Genomic DNA, 17,028 nt, shown 5'->3' with positions numbered 1-17,028 from the left:
CGGCAGGGGCGGCAGGGGTGGCAGGGACGGAAGAAGCGGGAGCGCCGGGAGCGGGAGCGTCTGGCATGACGGCGTTCAGGCGTGTCCGGCCAGCGGGGAGAGCTTCCAGGCCTCCAGGCCCAGCAGCAGCAGCGCCTTGTCGTAGCGCTGGTCGACCGGGGTGTCGAAGATCACGGCCGGGTCGGCGCCGACGGTGAGCCAGCTGTTTTCGGCCAGTTCCGACTCGAGCTGGCCCTCGCCCCAGGCCGAATAGCCCAGCGAGACCAGCACCTTGCGCGGGCCGGCGCCGGTGGCCAGGGCCTCCAGCACGTCCTTGGAGGTGGTCATCTCCAGGCCGCCGGGGATGGTCATGGTCGAGGCGTAGACCGATTCCTCGGGCTTCTCGGCCTGGGTGAAGACGGGCTCGTGCAGCACGAAGCCGCGCTCGGTCTGGACCGGGCCGCCCTGGAAGACGGGGGCCTCGCCCAGCTCGGGGCGGGCCAGGTGCAGTTCGATCTTCTCGAAAAGCACCTTGAGGTTGATGTCGCTGGGTTTGTTGATCACCAGCCCGAGCGCGCCGCGCTCGCTGTGTTCGCAGAGGTACACGACGCTGCGGTTGAAAGTTTTGTCTTCCATCCCGGGCATCGCTATCAAAAAGTGATGCGTGAGGTTCATCGGGGCAGAATCGGCAGCCATATGCCTCCGATTTTACTGGCCGTCGACAAGACCTACCCCAAAGGGCTCATGTGGTTCCGCCGCGACCTTCGCGTGGACGACAACGCCGCCCTCTACCGCGCGCTGCGAGCCTGCCGTCAGGTCGTCTGCGTTTTCGTATTCGACAAGGCGAACCTGGATCCGCTGCCCACCGTCGACCGGCGGGTGGAATTCATCCGCGAATCCCTGGTGGAGCTGGAAGCCGAGCTGCGCGCGCTGGGCGGGGGGCTCATCGTGCGGCACGGGCTGGCCGCGCATGAGATCCCGGCCCTGGCCCGCGACCTCGACGTGCAGGCCGTGTTCGCCAACCGCGACGACGAGCCCGACGCGCTGGAGCGCGACGCCAAGGTGTTCGGCGCGCTGGCCAACGCGGGCGTCACCTTCCACACCTACAAGGACTCGACCGTCTTCGACCGCGACGAGGTCATGACCAAGACCGGCCAGCCGTACACGGTGTTCACGCCCTACAAGCGGGCCTGGCTGGCCAAGGTCGACTCCTTCTTCCTCAAGTCGTACCCGGTGCGCGGCCATGCCGACGCGCTGGCGCCGCCACCCGAGGCCTACCGCGAGCCGGTGCCCACGCTGCGCGAGATCGGCTTCGAGAAAAGCAACCTGTCGACGCTGGAAATGCCGACCGGCACCAAGGGCGCTGGCGCGCTGTTCGAAGATTTCTTCGAGCGCATCGACCGCTACGACGAAGCCCGCAACTTCCCGGCGGTGCGCGGCCCCAGCTACATGGGCGTGCACCTGCGCTTCGGCACGGTGTCGATCCGGCAGATGGCGAGCCTGGCGCACCAGCTCTCGCTGCAGGGCAATGCCGGGGCGGCGACCTGGCTCAGCGAGCTGATCTGGCGCGACTTCTACTTCCAGATCCTGGCGCACTTCCCGCACGTGCACACGGGCGGCGAGTCGAAGAGCTTCCGCCCCGAGTACGACAAGATCCAGTGGCACCACGGCAAGCATGCCGACCAGCTGTTCGACGCCTGGTGCCAGGGCCGCACCGGCTACCCGCTGGTGGACGCGGCCATGCTGCAGATCAACCAGAGCGGCTACATGCACAACCGCCTGCGCATGGTGGTGGCGAGCTTCCTGTGCAAGGACCTGGGGCTGGACTGGCGGCGCGGCGAGGCCTACTTCGCGCTGCACCTGAACGACTTCGAGCTGGCGTCCAACAACGGCGGCTGGCAGTGGGCCAGCTCGAGCGGCTGCGACGCGCAACCCTACTTCCGCATCTTCAACCCGGTGACGCAGAGCGAACGCTTCGACCCCGAAGGCAAGTTCATCCGCCGCTACCTGCCGCAGCTGGCGGGGCTGTCGAACGCGGCGATCCACGCGCCGTGGATGGCGTCGCCGGTGGAGCTGGAGGCCGCGGGCATCAAGCTCGGCGAGACCTATCCCAAGCCGGTGGTCGACCACGCCGAGGCGCGCGAGAAGACGCTGCAGCGCTACGGCGTGGCGCGGGCCAAGGCGCTGCAGAAATGAAAAAGGGGCCGCGAGGCCCCTTTCCGTTTCCGGGCAGGCGCGAACCTCAGGCGGCAGCCGCCACCAGCGCCGGCTCGCTCGTGTACGCACGCACCAGGCGCAGCAGTTCTTCTTCCGAATACGGCTTGCCCAGGTAGTGGTTCACGCCCAGCGTGCGCGCGTAGTCGCGGTGCTTCTCGGCGATGCGCGAGGTGATCATGATGATCGGCAGCTCGGCCAGGCCGGCGTCGGCGCGGATGTTGCGGGCCAGGTCGAAGCCGTCCATGCGCGGCATCTCGATGTCCGACAGCACCACCGCCGGGCGCTCCTGCTGCAGCCGTTCGAGCGCCTGCAGGCCGTCGGCCGCGAGCGACACCCGGTAGCCTTCGCGCTGCAGCAGGCGCTGCGTGACGCGGCGCACGGTGATGGAGTCGTCCACCACCAGCACCAGCGGAATCTGCGGCGCCACCGGTGCCAGCAGCGCCGGCTCCTGCGGCACGCCCTGCTGCGTCTCGGCCGACCCCGTGCGGGCCGGTGCCGCCGCCAGCGCGGCAGCCTGGCGCTCGCGGGCCTGCTCGCCGTGCACCGCCGCCAGCGCCACCGGGTTGTAGATCAGCGCCACCGCGCCCGAGGCCAGCACCGAGATGCCGGCCAGGCCGGGCAGCCGCGCCAGCTGCGGGCCGAGGTTCTTCACCACGACTTCCTGGTTGCCCAGCACTTCGTCCACGTGCAGCGCCACGCGCTGCGCCGCGCTTCGCACGACCACGAGCGTGTTGTTCTTGGCCGCCGCGTGTTCGCTTCGGGCGGAGGCCTGCAGCAGCGCGCCGGCCCAGTAGAACGGCACCTGCTCGCTGCCGAAGGGATGGCTGTTGTGCAGGTAGGCCGCTTCCAGGTCGGTGCCGCTCACGCGCTGCACCAGTTCCACCAGGTTCGACGGCACGCCGATCGACACATCGCCCGCGCGCAGCATCACCACGTGCGTCACGGCGGTGGTCAGCGGCAGCACCAGCTTGAAGGTGGTGCCCTGGCCCGGCGTGCTGTGCGTTTCGATGCGGCCGCCGAGCGCAGCGATCTGCGCGCGAACCACGTCCATGCCGATGCCGCGGCCGGCCAGCTCGGAGACCTGCCCCGCCGTCGAGAAGCCGGGCTTGAAGATCAGCTCGGTGGCTTCCTCGGCGGACAGCTCCTGGTCGGCGCCGATCAGGCCCAGCACGCGGGCGCGTTCGGCGATGCGCTTGTTGTCCAGGCCGGCGCCGTCGTCGCGGAAGCTCACCGAGACGTCGTTGCCCTCATGGTGCAGGTCGATGACGATCAGCCCGCTGGCGTCCTTGCCGGCCTTCTCGCGCGCAGCCGCGTCCTCGATGCCGTGCGCCACGCAGTTGCGCAGCAGGTGCTCGAAGGCGGGCGTCATGCGGTCCAGCACGCCGCGGTCCATTTCGATGGAGCCGCCGACGATGTCCAGGCGCACCTGCTTGCCGGTGTCCTTGGAGGCCTGGCGCACCACGCGGTAGAGGCGGTCGGAAATGCCTTCGAACTCCACCATGCGCGTGCGCAGCAGGCCGCGCTGCAGTTCACGCGTCTGGCGCGCCTGCACGCTGAGGTCGTCTTCCGTCGCCTGCACCGTCTTCTGCAGGGTGCGCTGCACGGTGGCCACGTCGTTCACCGACTCGGCCATCATGCGCGTGAGCTCCTGCACGCGGGTGAAGCGGTCGAACTCCAGCGGGTCGAAGCTCTGCTGCGAATCCTTGGCCTGCGCCAGGCGCGACTGCATCTGGCTTTCGGCCTGCACTTCGATGTCGCGCAGCTGCTGGCGCAGGCGGTCCAGGTTGCCCGTGAGGTCGGCGAGCGAGCCGCGCAGCTGGCCCAGTTCGGCCTCCAGGCGCGAGCGCGTGATGATGACCTCGCCGGTCTGCGCGACCAGGCGGTCGAGCAGCTGGGTGCGGATGCGCACGGCCTGGCTCGACACGGCGCGCAGCGGTGCGAGCAGCGTGGGCGCCGGGCGCGGCTGAAGGGCGGATGCCGCCGTGGCCGGCGCGATGTCTTCGGCCGTGTCGTCCTCGTCGCCCGGCACGGGCGCCGCGTTCTCGTCGTTGGCGGGCACGCCGGCTTCGGGCGCGACCTGCACCAGTTGGGCAGCCGGCGCGGAGGCGCTGGCGCTCGCCACCAACTGGGCCAGCTCGACCTGCGTGGCGTCGTCGGCCGCGCGCAGCGCGTCGAAGGTGGCCTGCAGCGCGTCGAGGCGGCCGAGCAGCTTCTCGACGTCGGCGCGCTCGGCGCCCTGCGAGCCCAGGAGTTCGATCTCGGACTCCATGCGGTGCGCGCGTTCGCCCAGGCGCATGGCGCCGGCCAGGCGGGCGCTGCCCTTGAGCGTGTGCAGCGTGCGCAGCACCGCGGCGCGGGGCGCGCTGTCGTCCGGGTGGTGCGCCCACTGGCGCAGCGATTCGCCCAGCTGGGGCAGCAGTTCGGCGGCCTCTTCCTCGAAGATCGGGAACAGGTCGACGTCGACCGCGTCGGCCAGGTCGATGGCGTCCTCGGAGTCGTCGAGCGCCACGTCGGCGACGCTGTCGGTGGAAACCACCTGCTGCAGCGGCCGGGCTTCGGCGCGCATGGCGACTTCGGTCGGCATCGGCGAATTGGCGATGTCGCGCAGCGCCTGCAGCGTGCCTTCGGACGGGTCGCGCAGGAAGCCGACCGCGAACTGGTGCAGCAGGCGGCGCAGCTCGTCGGCCGCGGCCACCAGCACCATGCCCTGCTCGCGCGTGCCGCTGCCCTGCATCTGCAGGTGCTGCAGCGCGGATTCGAACAGGCGGGCCATGCCCGACAGGCTGTGGAAGCCGACGGTGGCCGAGCTGCCGGCCAGCGAGTGGGCCAGCGCGACGGTCGAGTCGGGCAGGCGCTCGTGCGATTCGAGCGCCCATTCCCCGACATCGGTCGCCAGCTGGCGGGACCATTCGTCGGCTTCGTTGAGGTAGACGTTGTAGAGCGCGATGCCGATGCGCAGCGGGCCGATCACCTTGACCTGGTCTTCGGCGCTCGAGGAGACGGCGATTTCCTCGACGGCCTGGTGCGGCTGTGGCACCTCGTGGGCAGCCTGGGCCTCGACCGGCTCCGGCAGCTCGTCGGCAACGAGGATCTGCGGCTCGACGGGCGCGGCAGGCGCCTCGACGATGGGCGCGAGCACTTCGGCGATGACCGGCTCGGGTTCGGGCTCGGGCTCAGGCTCGGGCTCGACTGCGACGAGCTCCGGCTCCGGCTCAGCCGCAGCGGCAGGCTCGTGTTCGGGCTCGGCCGCCAACTGCGGCTGCGGCGCTTCTTGTTCTTCGTGCGGCTGCTCCACCGCCTCGATGACTTCGGGCTCCCGAGCCTGAACGGGCACGGGCTCCAGTTCGGGCTCCCAGGCGAGGTCGGGCAGGCTGGGCGCCGCAGGCGATTCGGGCTCGACGCCGGCCACGGGTTCGGCCTGCAGCTCGGGCTCGGCGGGCGGCGGCACCACCGGTTCGGGCTCGCTGCGCGGCTGCGTCTTGGCTGGCGCGAGGAAGTCGAACTCGTCGCCGCTGGGCAGGCTCAGCAGCGGCGCGGGTTCGGTGTTCTGCCGGGTTTCGAAATCGAGGAAGTCGGTGGATGCGAAATCGTCGTCGGCCTCGGGAGGCTGAGCGGGCTCGGCCCAATCGAGGGGCTCGAGCGCGGGTTCCTGTGCGGGTTCCCGTGCAGGTTCGGGGGCCGCATGCGCCGCGGGCGACACCGGCTCCGGCGTCAGCGACAGGTCGGGCAGGTCCGGAAGCGCCGGCATCGGCAGCGGCGCCACGGCCGGCGCCGCCACGGGCGCCTCGGCGGCGATGTGGCGCGCCGCGACCGCCAGGGCCTCGGCATCGGCCACGCGCACCGGCGGCGGTACGGGTTCGCCGGCCAGCAGAGCGTTGGCCACGCGGCTGAACGGCGCGGCCTGCCACGAATGCGGCTGGCCGGCCGCGATGGCCTCGACCCATTCGCTGAATTCGCGCAGGGTTCTTTCGGTGCCGGACAGCAGCTCGGGCGTGGCCGCGCGCTGGTCTGCCAGCCAGGTGTTGAGCACCTGCTCCAGCGACCAGGCGGCGTCGCCGAATTCGGTGAGGCCGACCATGCGCGAACTGCCCTTCAGCGTGTGGAAGGCGCGGCGCAGGATGGTGAGCTCTTCGGTGTCGTCCGGATAGCTGGCGAGTTCGGCAATGGCCTCCAGGCCGTTCTGCACCACCTCGCGGGCCTCGTCCAGGAAGATGTTCTGCAGGTCGTCTTCTTCGAGCTCGGTGACTTCGGTGTCGGGCAACGCCGACGGGCCGGCGATCTTGTTCGTCCAGCTGTCGGCCTTGTTGCTGAATTCCTCGATCGGCGAGACCTTGGCCTTGCGGTTGGGCGTGGCCAGCGCGGCCAGCTTCGAGGCGATCTGGGCATCGACTTCCTCGATGCTCAGCACGGCTTCGGCGGCCGGGGCCTGGCCGGCGGCGGCGCTGTCGGCGGCCGGGCTGTCGGTGGCCTGGCGGCCCATCAGCGGCTTGAGCTCGCCCGCCTCGGCGTCGAACACGAACAGGCGCTTGGCCAGCGCGGGCTGGTAGCCCAGCATGTCGATCAGGAAGCCGAGCGCGCCGAGGTTGTTGCCCAGCGCGTCGAAGCCGGCCATTTCCTCGGCCGGCGAGGCGCTGACGAGCATCGCCTCGACGTCGTCGCGCATGCGCTGCACGGTGTGCGCGGCCTGGTCGAGCCCAAGCACCGAGAACACGCCGCGCATCTGCATGAGCTGCGTCGGCACGGTGCGCAGCAGGCCTTTTTCGGCCGGCCGGCGGAAGTACTGGTCGAGCGACTTCTCGAGCTCGCTCAGGTGGCCGCGCAGCTCGTCGACCACGGTGCCCATGGTCTGGCGGTCGCTCACGCGGCGATAGAGGTCTTCCATCCACGGCTCGAGCGGCTCGGAATGGCCGCCGCCCTGCACGCGTTCGATGCGGCCGGCCAGCTGCAGCGTGCGGGCCGTGAGCTGGGGGTCGCTCGGGTCGAGGTCTTCGAGCGCGGCTTCCAGGTAGAGCACCGAGGTGGCGACTTCCATCGCCAGTTCGGTGTCCGGCGGCCGACCGGCGCGCAGCGAGGCCTCGACCGCGTGGGTCAGCGCATGCACCATCGGCAGGCTCGGAGGATGCAGCTTCTGCAGCGATTCGCCGAGCTGCGCGAAGGTGTCGGCCACCTGGCGCGTGCGCGATACGTCGCCGCCCGAGAGCGCCGACCACATTTCCTTGGCTGTCTCGATGCGCTTGCGGGCCTGCGAGAGCACCAGCGGATCGAAGCGGCCGAACTGCTCGACGGTGTAGTCGACGCGCGGTTCGTTGGCGATGCCCCAGGCGCTGCGCACGGTGCGCAGCGTGGGCGCTTCATCGCGCGCGGTGGGTACGGCCTGGGCGCAGAAGAACAGCAGGTCCTGCCCGAGGCGGTCGGACACCACGCTGTCGCCGCGCGCGAGCGTGGCGTATTGCAGCAGCACGCGCGAAGCGGCGCGCTTGACGTAGGCGTCGGCCGGGATCAGGCCCAGCGCCAGCGCCTCGAAGAAACCCGCGGCCAGCGTCCAGAAGCTGGCGACGCGCGGCAGCAGCGCGCCACGGCCGAGCCCCAGGCACAGCGCATGCAGCCGGCGCGCGGCCTGCGTGTCGCCGGACTTGACCAGCTGCAGCACTTCGCGGTCGAGCCGCGAACGCACGGACGGGTCGTAGGCGACCGCGGCCTGCGTGAGCGCGGGCTTGATCTCGACCCAGCGCCATGCCGTGCCCCAGAGGTCGGCGGGATGCACGCGCTCGTTGCCCACCAGTTCCAGCACGTCGCGGTACTGCGGAAACAGCGCCACCGACGACACCGGCTTGCCGGCCAGCAGGGCGTTGAGGAAATCGGTGACGGCAAAGCCGGCACGCTCGATCTTGTGAACCGCGGCTTCGGTGCAGCGCCGCGGGTCGGCAATGAAGCCCTGCACCGCGAACTCGATGGCGCCAAGCACCAGCGCGGGCGAGGCATGCCCCACCATCTGCAGCGCCCCGACGGCCTGGTGCAGTTGCTGGCGGGCCATCTGCAGCGGGCCGCTCTCGGGTTCCTCGGGCGAGCCCAGGTCGCGCACGAAGCGCCGCAACGACTTGCCGACACCGTCGAGGGATTTCTGGATTTCTCCCAGCACCCAGGCCAGCGGCCCGAGGTCTTCGGTGGCCGGCACGTTGCCGGCGAGGGGGGCCGTGGCAGGGGTTTGAATCGACACGTTGGGTGCTCGCCGTTCTTTAGCTGTCAGTTTTCCGAAGGGCGCTGCGCGCCCTGAATGCACAAAGCCATCGCGGCCACTTCAAGGAACACCGCGGAACCGGCTTTGCCGGGCCGCCGGTGTTGCCCCCGGAAGGGGGTTGGCGAAGCGACACGAAGTGCGCGAAGGCTGGGGGAGAGCGTCATCACGCAATCTTGAAGCGGGCTACCGAGCGGCGCAGTTCCTCGGCCATCTGCGAGAGTTCGCGCACCTGCTGGGCCGTGGTACGCGTACCTTCTCCGGTCTGTTCCGTCACTGCAAAGATGTGCTGGATGTTCGCGGCCACCACGTTGGCCGAATCGGCTTCGCGGGAGGCGGATTGCGAAATCTGCTCGATCAGGTCGGCGAGGCGGCGCGACACGCGGTCGATCTCGGACAGCGCGGTACCCGCGTTGTCGGACAGCTTGGCCCCTTCGACCACACCCTGCGTGGAGCGCTCCATGGCGCCCACGGCATCCTGCGTGTCGGTCTGAATGGCTTTCACCAGCGCCGAGATCTGGCGCGTGGCGTCCGCGGAGCGTTCGGCCAGTCGCTGAACTTCTTCCGCCACCACCGAGAAGCCCCGGCCGGCTTCACCGGCGGATGCGGCCTGGATGGCCGCGTTCAGGGCCAGCACGTTGGTCTGCTCGGTAATGTCCGAGATCAGTTCGGTGATTTCACCGATCTCCTGCGACGACTCGCCCAGGCGCTTGATCCGCTTGGAGGTTTCCTGGATCTGGTCGCGGATGGAGTTCATGCCGCCGATGGCGTTCTGCACGGCCTGCAGGCCCGACGATGCGGCCTGCAGCGACTGGCGCGCCACCGTGGCGGACTCTTGCGCCTGGGAAGACACGCCGTTGATTCGCTCGGCCATGGTCAGCACCGACTGGCCGGTTTCGCGAATCTCGCGCAGCTGCTCGGTCGAGGCGGCCAGCAGTTCGGTCGAGGTGCTTTCCACCTGCGACGTCGTCTGCGCCACGCGGGTCGCCGTGTTCTGCACGTTGCCCACCAGCAGGCGCAGTTCTTCCACCGTGTAGTTCACCGAGTCGGCGATGGCGCCGGTGATGTCCTCGGTCACGGTGGCTTCCTGCGTCAGGTCGCCTTCGGCCACCGTCTGCAGTTCGTTCATCAGCCGAAGAATGGCGGCCTGGTTGGCGTTGTTCACGCGGCCGGCTTCTTCCGAAGCCTGCTCGGCGGCCAGACGCTCGCGTTCGGCGACGGCGGCGCGTTCGCGGCCTTCGCGCACCTGCACGAAACCGATGGCGCCGGCCAGTGCCAGGGCGGCCAGCGACAGCACGAACAGCAGCACGATGGTGCCGGCGCCCAGGCCGGTGCGCGCCGAGAGCTTGTCCTGCAGGTCGCCGAGCGACTTGCGCAGCGGTTCGCTGTCGGTCAGGATGGAAGCCTGCGCTTCGCGCGCCGCCACCAGGCCCTGCAGGTTGCCCAGAATGGCGGAGGCCTGCGTGCGCATCTGCTCGTAGGTCTTCAGGATGGCTTCGAGCTGCTCGCGCGTCTGCGGGTCCTTCGAGCCGGGGAAGCGCTGCTGCGCATTGCCGTCGAGCAGGCCGCGGGTGGTTTCCTGGAAGGTGTTCAGGTCCTTGCCGAGCAGGAACACGGCGTCGGGGTTCACGCCCTCGACGGTGAAGAATTCGTTGGTCGACTTGCCGATGCGCTGGGTCAGCATCACGAGCTGGCCGGCGGCCGAGATTTCAGGCAGCGTGGCGTTCTGCTGCATCTTCAGCGACGCGACGGTTTCCGTCATTTCGAGCAGCGTGGACGACTGCTGGTTGATGTCGCGCAAAGCGGCGCCCACCTGCGTCAGGATCTGGCGCTGGGCCAGCACGGCCTTGGCGCTGGTGTCGGCGCGGGCGACGAGGGGATTGATCTTGTTCATCTCCTCGTCGTACTGGTTGCCCACGCGCTCCAGCCGCAGCGAATCGTCGCCGTTGGTCAGGCCCTGCACGCGGCGCGTGAGGTCGTCCGCGCTGTCCTTCACTTCGACGAACGCCGAGGCGCTGCCGACGAGGGCCTGCGAGATCGACTTGGCAAGACGCTGCGACTGCATCAGCGCCTGGCCGGTGGCCGCCACCTGCTGTGCCAGGCGTTCCGCGCGAAGAATGGCGGAGCCGGCCACCAGCAGCAGCAACAGCACCACCACCGCCAGCATGATCGCCAGGATGCGCTGCTGCCTGGCGGGGGCGGCGCCCACGCGGCCGCCGGAGGCGTCGGGCACGGCGTCGAGCGCGGCGGCGCCGGGCTCGTTGGCGGCGTCGCCGCCGCCGGGCAGCTCGACTTCGCCGAAGCTGGTGTCGGCCGTGCCGCTCTTCCTGGCGAGCCTCACGGTCTTTTCGTCCGGAACCTGGACCGTGTCGACATCGTCGAGCGATATCGCACCGGAGCCGTCGACGGGGGCCTTGTCGTTCCCGTTGGTCACGGGCAGTAATTTCTTGAACTTGTCGGCGATCGAGCTCACGGTCGGTCCTTCAGGTGGTTTCGGGTGCTGCGTGCCAAGGCACTACGCACCAATACTCAAAAACTGGGGTTGCTGCGAAAGCGCCTGCAGGTTGACTTCCTGCCAGCGCTCCCCTGCCGCGTCGGTGTACAGATGCCCGTGCCAGGCAGGTGCTTCTGCGCCGGGAGGCTCGGAGGCCGTGAAGGCTTCCGCGCCCCGCAACCCCGCCAGTCGATCGACCAGCAATGCGCAGTTGACTTCGAGCAGCTCGTTGAAGGCAACGAGCCGCGACTGGATGCGCGCCGCCTCGGAGGCGGCCTGCGTGCCCGGGCCGCCGGCGGCGAATGCCGACAGCTGCACCACGCCGTAGAGGCCGCCGCGCAGGTTGGCCACGCCGAGGAACCAGGGCTCCGTGTAGGGCACGGGCTGCGGCGGCGTCCAGGGAAAGATCTCGCCGGCATGCCCCAGCGGGAAAAGGTATTTGCCCTCGCCCGCCTCGACCGCCAGCCACGTGGCGGCCACGCCGGTGGTGCGGGCGGCCTGCAGGCGGCTCGCCAGCCGGGACTGGAAGGCTCTCAGAGCATCGCGATTCGCCATGGACTGGACAGGCTTTCGCTCAGTTCAGCGCGCTGATCTTGGACATCAGGTCGGCTGCGTTGACCGGCTTCACGATGTAGTCGCGCGCGCCCTGGCGCATGCCCCAGACCCGGTCGGTTTCCTGGTTCTTGCTGGTGCACAGGATGATCGGGATGGCGGCGTACTTCGGGTCGCGTGCGATGGCGCGCGTGAGCTGGAAGCCGTTCTGGCCGGGCATCACGACGTCCATAAGGATCAGGTCGGGGTGCTCTTCCTCGAGGCGGCGCATGGCGTCGTCCGCGTTCTCGGCGGTCTTGACGGCAAAGCCATTCTTCTGGAGTAGGTCGGTAAGGAAGACGAGCTCGGTCTTGGAGTCGTCGACGACGAGGATTTTGCGAATGGGCATTACTGCGCTTCCTGTTGAACGATGCCAAACTGCTGCACGGCCTGCAGCAGCTGGTCTTTGGTGAATGGCTTGGTCAGGTAGTCCTGCGAGCCGACCATGCGGCCGCGCGCCTTGTCGAATACACCGTCTTTCGAAGACAGCATGACGACGGGGACGTTGGAGAAATGAGCGTTGCGCTTGATGATGGCGCAGGTCTGGTAGCCGTCGAGCCGCGGCATCAGGATGTCGCAGAAAATCAGGTGCGGCTTGTGGTCGTTAACCTTGGAGAGCGCATCGAAACCGTCTTCCGCGAGAAGAACCTCGTGCCCGCCCTGCTTCAGAAAAATCTCGGCACTGCGCCGGATGGTGTTGCTGTCGTCGATGACCAGCACCTTGTAACCAGATCCATTCGGGCCCATTGCAAACGCTCCTGCTCATGAGACTTGGAAGCCCGCCGCGCCGAACACCGACGCAGACCGCGTAGCTCTATCTATGCCATGCTTTCAGATTTCCACCATTTCGAAGTCTTCCTTGCGCGCACCGCACTCGGGACAGGTCCAGTTCATCGGAACATCGGCCCAGGCCGTGCCTGCAGCGATACCGTCCTCTGGTACACCAACAGCTTCGTCATAGATCCACCCACAAATCAGGCACATCCAAGTTTTCGTATTCATCGGAGCTTAAAGTCCTTGTTCATTAAATGCAACGAGTGTATCTATGCGTATCTCATTAGCGGACTGTAAACGTCGCGCCTATGCCACCATCCAGGGGATGGAGCCCGGCGTATGACCATCTACTTACTTCCAGCAGATAACGCCCGCAAACCCGGCGATCTTAACGACCCCTCGCAGGCCGAGGACGAGGTCGCCGAGCGCGACCTGAATCCGCCCTGCGTGCTGGTGTTCAACGCCAGCGACCCCAGCGGCGCGGGCGGCCTCGGCGCGGACGCCCTGGCCATGGCCTCGGTGGGGGCGCACGTGCTGCCGGTCGTCACCGGCGCCTACGCCCGGGACACGGCCGAGATTTTCGACCACTTCGCCTTCGACGAGGAAGCCATCGCCGAGCAGGCGCGCTCGATCCTCGAGGACGTCGAGGTCCATCTCATCAAGGTGGGCTTCGTCGGCACGCCCGACGCGCTGAGCACCATTGCCGAGACCGCCGCCGACTACCCCGACGTCCCCGTGGTGGCCTACATGCCCAACCTGTCGTGGTGGGACGAGAACCTGATCGAGCCCTACCTGGACGCCTTCCGCGAACTCGTTCTGCCCCAGACGACCGTGTTGGTAGGAAACCACAGCACGCTGTGGCGCTGGCTGCTGCCGGACTGGAGCGGCGAGCGGCCGCCCACCGCGCGCGACATTGCCAAGGCCGCCGGCGAGTTCGGCGTGGCCTACACGCTGGTGACCGGCCTCGTGCTGCCGGACCAGTTCATCGACAACGTGCTGGCCTCGCCGCAGTCGGTGCTCACGAGCGAAAAGTACGAACGGCTCGAGGCCGTGTTCACCGGCGCCGGCGACACCCTGTCGGCCGCGCTGGCCGCCCTGCTGGCCAGCGGCACCGACCTCGTGGCCGCGACCACCGAAGCGCTGGCCTACATGGACCGCTGCCTCGACGCGGGCTTTCGCCCCGGCATGGGCCATGTGCTGCCCGACCGCCTCTTCTGGGCCGAACCGGAAGACGACGAAGACGATGAAGACCCGGACGCGCCGCCCGACTTCGCACTCCCCCCACACGACACCCGACACTGACTGATCAACCCGACCCGATGACCGACCGCAACGACATCCTTTTCGAACGCGCCCGCGCCGTGATCCCCGGCGGCGTGAACTCGCCCGTGCGCGCCTTCAAGGCCGTGGGCGGCACGCCCCGCTTCATCCAGCGCGCGCAAGGCGCCTATTTCTGGGACGCCAACGACAAGCGCTACATCGACTACATCGGTTCCTGGGGTCCGATGATCCTGGGCCATGGTCACCCGGCCGTGGTCGAGGCGGTGCAGAAGGCGGTGCTCGAAGGCTTCTCCTACGGCGCGCCGACCGAGCGCGAGATCGAACTGGCCGAGGCCATCCTCGCGCTGGTGCCGTCGATGGAAATGGTTCGCCTGGTCAGCTCGGGCACCGAGGCTGCCATGAGCGCGCTGCGCCTGGCGCGCGGCGCCACCGGGCGCAAGAGCATCGTCAAGTTCGAGGGCTGCTATCACGGCCACGCCGATGCGCTGCTCGTGAAGGCCGGCTCCGGCCTCGCCACCTTCGGCAACCCGACCTCGGCGGGCGTGCCGCCCGAGGTGGTGCAGCACACCATCGTGCTGGAGTACAACAACCTGCAGCAGCTGGAAGAAGCCTTCGCGCTGCACGGCAAGGACATCGCCTGCCTGATGATCGAGGCCATTGCCGGCAACATGAACTTCGTGCGCGCCACGCCCGAGTTCGCCAGGCGCTGCCGCGAGCTGTGCACGCAGCACGGCGCGCTGCTGGTGTTCGATGAAGTGATGACGGGCTTTCGCGTGGGCCTGCATGGCGCGCAAGGCGTGCTGGGCATCAAGCCCGACCTCACGGTGCTGGGCAAGGTCATCGGCGGCGGCATGCCGCTCGCGGCCTTCGGCGGGCCGCGCGCGATCATGGAACAGCTCGCGCCGCTGGGTCCGGTCTACCAGGCCGGCACCCTGTCGGGAAATCCGGTGGCCACGGCCTGCGGCCTCGCCACGCTGAAGGAAATCGCCAAGCCCGGTTTCTACGAGGCGCTGGGCCAGAAGACGCGCTCGCTGGTCGACGGCCTGAAGGCCGCCGCGGCCGCCGAGGGACAGCCCTTCAATGCCGACAGCGAGGGCGGCATGTTCGGCTTCTTCCTCATGAAAGACCTGCCGCAAAACTATGCCACCGTGATGACAACCGACAACGCGGAATTCAATGCGTTGTTTCACGGTTTGCTCGATCGCGGCGTGTATATTGCCCCCGCGCTTTACGAGGCAGGCTTCGTGAGCGCAGCCCACAGTGACGACGACATCGCCGCCACCATCGAAGCCGCAAGACAAATCTTCAGAACCCCCTAGCCCATGAACTTCCTGCGCACGCTGCCGGTCTTGAGCATCGCTCTTCTCATTCCCGGCCTCGCGTCAGCGCAGGACTCCTTCGACCTCAAGAACGTCTGGATCAACCCGGGCTTCTACTCGGCGCACTTCGACGGCGGCAAGGGCTTGGAAAACGTCAACCAGGGCCTGGGCTTCGAGTACCCGCTGAACGACACGTACCGTGTCACGGCGGGAACCTTCCGCAACAGCGACCGCCGGCAGTCGAACTACCTCGGGCTGTATGTGCTGCCCATCGAGTTCTACGGCGTGAAGTTTGGCGCCGTGGTCGGCGGCTTCGACGGCTACCCCAACTACCGCAACGGCAACTGGTTCCCGGCCATCCTGCCGGTGGCCGCCATCGAAGGCAAGAACTGGGGCCTGAACATCGCGTACGTGCCGACGATCAAGAACCGGCTGTACGGCGCCGTCACTTTTCAATTGAAGTACCGGTTCGGCAACCACGAGTAAAACGCGGTCGCCGAACCTCGGCTTCCGCCGATCAGTGCCTGAAGTGGCGCACGCCTGACAGCACCATCACCACGCCGCGCTCGTCGGCTGCGTCGATCACTTCCTGGTCGCGCATCGAGCCGCCCGGCTGGATGACGCAGCTCGCGCCCGCGTCCACCACCACATCCAGGCCGTCGCGGAACGGGAAGAAGGCGTCGCTGGCCACTGCGGTGTCCTTCAGCGAGAGGCCGGCGTGCTCGGCCTTGATGCTGGCGATGCGCGCGGAGTCGAGGCGGCTCATCTGGCCGGCGCCCACGCCCATCGTCATGCCGTTGGCGCAGAAGACGATCGCGTTGCTCTTCACGTACTTCGCGACCTTCCATGCGAACAGCAGGTCCTGCAGCTGCTGCGGCGTGGGTTGCTTCTTGCTGACCACCTTGAGGTCGTTGATCGACAGCTCGTGGTTGTCAGCGGTCTGGATCAGCAGGCCCGAGCCGACGCGCTTGACGTCCATGGCGTTGCGGCCGTTGTCCCAGTCGGTGGTTCCCCCCTTGGGCAGCGCGATTTCGAGCACGCGCACGTTGAGCTTGGCCTTGGTGGCCTGGAACACTTCGAGCGCCTCGGGGGTGTAGCCCGGCGCCATCAGCACTTCGACGAACTGCTTGGCAATTTCTTGCGCGGTGGCGCCGTCGACCGGGCGGTTGAAGGCGATGATGCCGCCGAAGGCCGAGGTGGGGTCGGTCTTGAAGGCCTTGCCGTAGGCTTCGGCCGCGTCCTTGCCCAGCGCCACGCCGCAGGGGTTGGCGTGCTTCACGATCACGCAGGCCGGCACGTCGAAGCTCTTCACGCATTCCCACGCCGCATCGGCGTCGGCGATGTTGTTGTAGCTGAGTTCCTTGCCCTGCAGCTGCTTCGCCGACACCAGCGAGCCGGGCGCCGGATGCAGGTCGCGGTAGAAGGCGGCCTGCTGGTGCGGGTTCTCGCCGTAGCGCAGGTCCTGCACCTTCACGAAGCGGCCGTTGCTCTGCGCGGGGAACAGCGAGCGCTTGGGCGCGCCCTGGCCGATGCTGGCGTCGAAGTCGATGGCCGAGAGGTAGTCGCTGATGGCACCGTCGTAGTCGGCGATGCGGTTGAACGCGGCCACCGAGAACGCGAACTTGGTCTTGTCGCTGAGCTTGCCGTCGGCCTTCAGCTCGGCCAGCGCCACGGCGTATTGCGATGCGTCGGTCAGCACGCCGACGTCCTTCCAGTTCTTGGCCGCGCTGCGCACCATGGCCGGGCCGCCGATGTCGATGTTCTCGATCGCGTCCTCGAGCGTGCAGCCGGGCTTGGCCACGGTGGCTTCGAACGGATAGAGGTTGACGATCAGCAGGTCGATGGTGTCGATGCCGTGTTCCTTGATGGCCGCCACGTGCGCCGGCAGGTCGCGGCGCGCCAGCAGGCCGCCGTGGATCTTCGGGTGCAGCGTCTTCACCCGGCCGTCGAGCATTTCGGGAAAGCCGGTGTGGTCGGCGACTTCGGTCACCGGCAGGCCGGCGTCGGCCAGCAGCTTGGCGGTGCCGCCGGTGGACAGCAGCTTGATGCCCAGCGCATGCAGCGCCTGTGCGAATTCGAGGATGCCGGTCTTGTCGGATACGGAGATGAGTGCAGTCTGAGCCATGGATATGCCGTGG

General features: G+C 68.3%; 12 protein-coding genes. 4 read left to right on the top strand and 8 right to left on the bottom strand.

The genetic code is table 11. The features are described from left to right. Positions 1–75: 75 nt before the first annotated feature. A complete protein-coding gene (locus tag AC1RVW_RS11695; RefSeq protein WP_081268859.1) occupies positions 76–675 on the bottom strand; it encodes a YqgE/AlgH family protein in 600 nt (199 codons plus the stop codon). Here AC1RVW_RS11695 and AC1RVW_RS11690 point away from each other — a divergent pair, their 5' ends adjacent. After that, complete coding sequence (locus tag AC1RVW_RS11690; RefSeq protein WP_493200021.1) at positions 676–2,175, top strand: cryptochrome/photolyase family protein; 1,500 nt, start codon at positions 676–678, stop codon at positions 2,173–2,175. It begins immediately after the preceding gene. 46 nt (positions 2,176–2,221) lie between these two features. On the opposite strand, the gene AC1RVW_RS11685 is transcribed toward AC1RVW_RS11690, so the two are convergent. From AC1RVW_RS11685 to AC1RVW_RS11660, 6 genes are all read right to left on the bottom strand, one after another. Continuing rightward, a complete protein-coding gene (locus AC1RVW_RS11685; RefSeq protein WP_493200020.1) occupies positions 2,222–8,413 on the bottom strand; it encodes a hybrid sensor histidine kinase/response regulator in 6,192 nt (2,063 codons plus the stop codon). A 184-nt stretch (positions 8,414–8,597) separates the two neighbouring features. Continuing rightward, positions 8,598–10,904, bottom strand: coding sequence for a methyl-accepting chemotaxis protein (locus AC1RVW_RS11680; protein WP_285414134.1), 2,307 nt, complete (start codon positions 10,902–10,904; stop codon positions 8,598–8,600). 42 nt (positions 10,905–10,946) lie between these two features. Continuing rightward, a complete protein-coding gene (locus AC1RVW_RS11675; RefSeq protein ID WP_081271089.1) occupies positions 10,947–11,480 on the bottom strand; it encodes a chemotaxis protein CheW in 534 nt (177 codons plus the stop codon). Positions 11,481–11,499: 19 nt separating this feature from the next. Beyond that, positions 11,500–11,865: a response regulator transcription factor gene (locus AC1RVW_RS11670; protein ID WP_081271090.1), complete on the bottom strand. Its 366-nt coding sequence runs from the start codon at positions 11,863–11,865 to the stop codon at positions 11,500–11,502. Then, positions 11,865–12,263 (bottom strand): response regulator, encoded by a 399-nt coding sequence (locus AC1RVW_RS11665; RefSeq protein ID WP_081271091.1) that lies wholly within the window; start codon positions 12,261–12,263, stop codon positions 11,865–11,867. Before AC1RVW_RS11665 ends, AC1RVW_RS11670 begins: the two co-directional genes overlap by 1 nt. A gap of 84 nt (positions 12,264–12,347) precedes the next feature. Beyond that, entirely contained in the window at positions 12,348–12,518 is a 171-nt protein-coding gene (locus AC1RVW_RS11660; protein WP_007838397.1) for a rubredoxin, read from the bottom strand. Positions 12,519–12,629: 111 nt separating this feature from the next. Here AC1RVW_RS11660 and thiD point away from each other — a divergent pair, with 111 nt between their 5' ends. The 3 genes from thiD to AC1RVW_RS11645 are packed head-to-tail and all read left to right on the top strand — an operon-like array spanning position 12,630 to position 15,376. Continuing rightward, positions 12,630–13,592 (top strand): bifunctional hydroxymethylpyrimidine kinase/phosphomethylpyrimidine kinase, encoded by a 963-nt coding sequence (thiD, locus tag AC1RVW_RS11655; RefSeq protein WP_493200016.1) that lies wholly within the window; start codon positions 12,630–12,632, stop codon positions 13,590–13,592. A 17-nt stretch (positions 13,593–13,609) separates the two neighbouring features. Then, a complete protein-coding gene (hemL, locus tag AC1RVW_RS11650; protein ID WP_493200014.1) occupies positions 13,610–14,890 on the top strand; it encodes a glutamate-1-semialdehyde 2,1-aminomutase in 1,281 nt (426 codons plus the stop codon). 3 nt (positions 14,891–14,893) lie between these two features. Next, complete coding sequence (locus AC1RVW_RS11645; RefSeq protein WP_493200012.1) at positions 14,894–15,376, top strand: hypothetical protein; 483 nt, start codon at positions 14,894–14,896, stop codon at positions 15,374–15,376. A gap of 31 nt (positions 15,377–15,407) precedes the next feature. Here the strand turns inward: AC1RVW_RS11645 and purH are convergent, their stop codons facing one another. Then, positions 15,408–17,015 carry a bifunctional phosphoribosylaminoimidazolecarboxamide formyltransferase/IMP cyclohydrolase gene (gene purH / locus AC1RVW_RS11640; protein ID WP_285414139.1) on the bottom strand — a complete coding sequence of 536 codons (1,608 nt, stop codon included), beginning with the start codon at positions 17,013–17,015 and terminating at the stop codon, positions 15,408–15,410. Positions 17,016–17,028 lie beyond the last annotated feature (13 nt).

The sequence above is a fragment of the Variovorax sp. MPBD4-3 genome, assembly GCF_058809745.1.
The sequence above is the reverse complement of the archived record's forward strand: the minus strand, read 5'-3'. Positions and strand labels throughout refer to the sequence as shown.